This is a genomic window from Desulfobulbaceae bacterium, from assembly GCA_013792005.1.
GTDB lineage: Bacteria > Desulfobacterota > Desulfobulbia > Desulfobulbales > VMSU01 > VMSU01.
This window is the reverse complement of sequence record VMSU01000213.1, coordinates 1-3,676: the sequence shown is the minus strand read 5'-3', so window position 1 is coordinate 3,676 and position 3,676 is coordinate 1. Positions and strand designations below refer to the sequence as shown.

General features: G+C 44.6%; 3 protein-coding genes. All 3 read left to right on the top strand.

All coding sequences use genetic code 11. The features are described from left to right. Positions 1-551 precede the first annotated feature (551 nt). Entirely contained in the window at positions 552-1,604 is a 1,053-nt protein-coding gene (locus FP815_13640; GenBank protein MBA3015967.1) for a hypothetical protein, read from the top strand. A gap of 424 nt (positions 1,605-2,028) precedes the next feature. Continuing rightward, on the top strand, positions 2,029-2,598 hold the full coding sequence (locus tag FP815_13635; protein MBA3015966.1) for a rhodanese-like domain-containing protein: 570 nt from the start codon (positions 2,029-2,031) through the stop codon (positions 2,596-2,598). 74 nt (positions 2,599-2,672) lie between these two features. Continuing rightward, on the top strand, positions 2,673-3,676 hold a 1,004-nt coding region (locus tag FP815_13630; GenBank protein MBA3015965.1), incomplete at its 3' end, for a hypothetical protein.

The following is a 3,676-nucleotide window of genomic DNA, read 5'->3' as shown; positions in this document are numbered from 1 at the left end:
CGAACGAATGCCGTTATTACAGGCACTTACAAAAGAAGAATACACAACCAATGCCGAATCAGAATCTAAGCAGCTGTTATTATTCAGCTAAACGTTGGGACACTAGTGAGAATTAGCCTAGAATAATTACCGTTTTTAATATCAAAACACACAAGGAGTCAATCATGTTATCCAAGATTTCATTGCAAACCAAGCTGCTTATCAGCCTTTCTTTGTTTTTAATAATCGGATTGGTTAATTTCGGAATTATCTATTCTGTTGTGACTCAGCAGAAGACCAACAGCCGGGCTATAAATCTGGCGGGAAGACAGCGGATGCTCAGCCAGAAGATGACAAAAGAGATGTTCATCATGCACAACACCTCTGACACTAAAACACAAAAAGATCTGGCAACCACCATCGATCAAACTGCCTCATTATTTGACACTACTCTGAAGGGGTTATTAGATGGCGACCCAACCCAGGACCTGCAGGCAGTCAAAGACAAGGAGACCAGGAGCAAGCTGCTTGATGGGCAAAAGTTATGGCAGGAGTTCGAGAAAAACATCCGTATGTTAATTGCAAGTGAACATCACTCTCCAGAGAGTGAGACTGCCCTTGCTGCGATCCAGGCCAACAATCTGCCACTTCTCACGATTATGAACGAGGCTGTTACCCTTTATGAAAAAAAGAGCGATCTTAACTCGATATTGGTAATCCAAGGTGCTCTTTTGATTATTCTTATGCTGTCCACGGTTGCTGTGCTGGTTCTCATTCGCCGTCAAGTCATATCTCCACTTTCATCCTTTGCGTCAACTCTTGCAGAAAGTTCCGTTACCATGAGGGGTCTGTCCAGTACGGTGGCCTCAGCCGCAAACACCATTGCCGACCAGGCATCAAGTCAGGCGGCAGCAGTCGAAGAGTCCTCCGCATCATTAACCGAGCTTACCAGCATGACCCAGCAGAACGCTGAGCATACCTCTAATGCCAATGCCGAAATGCAAAATACGAAAAAAATCACCGAACATGCGTACACCACTATGCAAGAAATGAATAGGGCCATGGAAGATATCCTTGCCGCGAGTCAAGAGACACAGAAGATCATCAAGACCATCGATGAAATTGCTTTTCAAACCAATCTTTTATCATTAAATGCAGCAGTCGAGGCAGCCAGAGCAGGGGAGGCTGGGGCTGGTTTCGCCGTTGTTGCCGACGAAGTCAGAAGCCTTGCTCAGCGTTCCGCAGATTCTGCCAAAAGCACATCACAACTTATTGAGAACATCGTAAAGAGGATTGAAAACGGCTCATCACTGGTCAAAAAGACCACCGAGACATTTGAGGAGGTTGCTGCAGGATCAGGTAAGGTAGCGGTATTACTTACTGAAATTACCCATGCCAATAACGAGCAATCCATCGGTATCTCACAGATATCATCAGGTATTCACTTGATCGACGAGGCTACCCAGCAGAACTCAGCAATTTCTGAAGAGGCAGCTTCTTCCGCCACAGAAATGCACAGTGAGTCTCAAAAACTTAACGCCATAGTTAGCCAACTGCTTCAGGTTGTTGGCGGAACTCAAGCAATAGCTCCAACTACCCACGACACCAAAAGGCTCACATTTTAATTGCCACTTGACCATGTCACCAGGATACCTTAGTTCATCAAGGCCATAATTACTGTGGATAGCAAACTAGGGAAGGGGACGACTTTCGATGTATATCTGTTAATAATCACATATGAAATCTCCATAACTACCCATAATAAGCCGATACCACAGGAATTTTATGGCCACAACACATAATGGTAGTTGACGACGAGGCACTTTTTCGTGATATGATAAATTCGGATATCAGGTTGATATTTTTTCTAATGGCGCTGAGGTGTTGAACGCCATTAAACAGAATCCGAATGTTTGACAGCTGTTTACTGACCAAACCATGAGGCCTGTACGTTATACATGTGGTGAAGGGGGTGAAACGTGAGTGTGCTTCAGCCTAAAAGAGGCTGTGTTGATTAATACTTAATTTATTACAAGGAGAAGAGAGATCATGAAAAAAAAACAAATTGCTGCCTTCTGTGTCGCTTTAGCATTTACCTTTGGGCCAGGGTATTACTCGGCCCAAGCGAATGAGGTCAACAAGGGTGAAATACCACAGGCCGAACTGGCCAGCACCTACAAAACCTTAGCTTGGGGAAATCCTATCTGGGATAACGGTGAGATGATCACCGCCTATAATGATGATGCGAAAATGCTCATTGTCGATACCAGACCAGACAGTTTCTTTACCAAGGGAACACTAAGTAACGCCGTGCTCCTTCCTTTTGACAAAAGTGATGCTGCCGATAATGGCTTAACCGAAGAGGCGTTAGCCGCTGCCATTACCAAGGCAGGATTGAGTAAGGATAGCGCAAAGATTGTCTTTTTCTGCCAAGGGCCCAAATGTCATCGCAGCTATAACGCTGCCTTTATCGCCACGACCAAGTGGAACTACAAGCCAGAAAATGTCATCTGGTATCGTGATGGGTATCCGAACTTAGTTCAGCAAATACAAGCTGATCCTAAGCTCAAAAGAAAGGCCAGTAAATATTTGAGTGAAGAGGCGATGAAGTCTCTGTAATTCGAGTTTTGGTTCGATGCACGGCCACCAAAATGGCGACCGTGCATTTTTTTTCAATCAGGAGGATATCATCAATGGCACTCGCCTTAACACTGACAAAAAATGTCTCCCTGCAGACAAAGATTATGGTTGTTTTCATCTGTTCTTTTGTTCTGCTACTCTTAGTGACATCGGCCATGCATTTTCAAGGAATGGCCCAGCGAGATTCTGCATTGAAAAAATCCGTACGACTCGGCCATACTATCGCTGTTGATAGTGTTCTCACAGACCAACGTCAATATCTTGAGAAAGCTTTGACCGGTATTCTTAATACCAGAGAGACCGCGGTATTTCTGTCGGATCCTGCCAAAAATAATACAGCAGGACTCATCATGAAAGGGCTCTATCTCACCATGCAAACCCAACACTACGGGCGGCTTACCCTGTATGATTCAAACTACCGGGTGTTGCTCCAGGAGCACGACGAGAAACTTCCATCACGAGGAGAGAACCTGCCTGAACGTTTTAAAACAGTTTATGCAGAATCAGCCAAATCATTTGAAAACCAATACTATTTCCGGCAGATTGAGCCTGCGGATGGAAATGGTCCAGTCGAGTATTGTGGAGTAACGGTGATCACAGATGTTGATGATAAAGTTGTTGGCTTTGTCGAAGTCAGCATCATGAGTCATACCTGGGTAGAATTAGTCGCCCACTTAACGGAAAGCGACGGGGCATTATTCGATCAGGCGACATCCTCATTCTCCTTCGCCATGGATACTGATCTTTATAACCAAATAAACAAGGTTAATATTCCCATCAATGATGGCTCATCGACCTATCAACTTGACTCCAGTTACTATGTGTCAGATAAGATGCCGCTAACAGGGCCAGATGGTACTGTTGAGGGTTGGCTCTTTCTGAGTCAAGACAAAACCGTTGCGATTGCAAGGGAGAGTAAAATCAACTTAATCAGTACCTTGCTTGTTGTTGCTGTTGTATTAGGGAGCATTATGGGGACAATTTTTGTGATCCGCAAGGGTATAATTATACCAGTGCTTTCAGTTGTCGATAACTTGCGCGATAGCGGCAGCGCCAT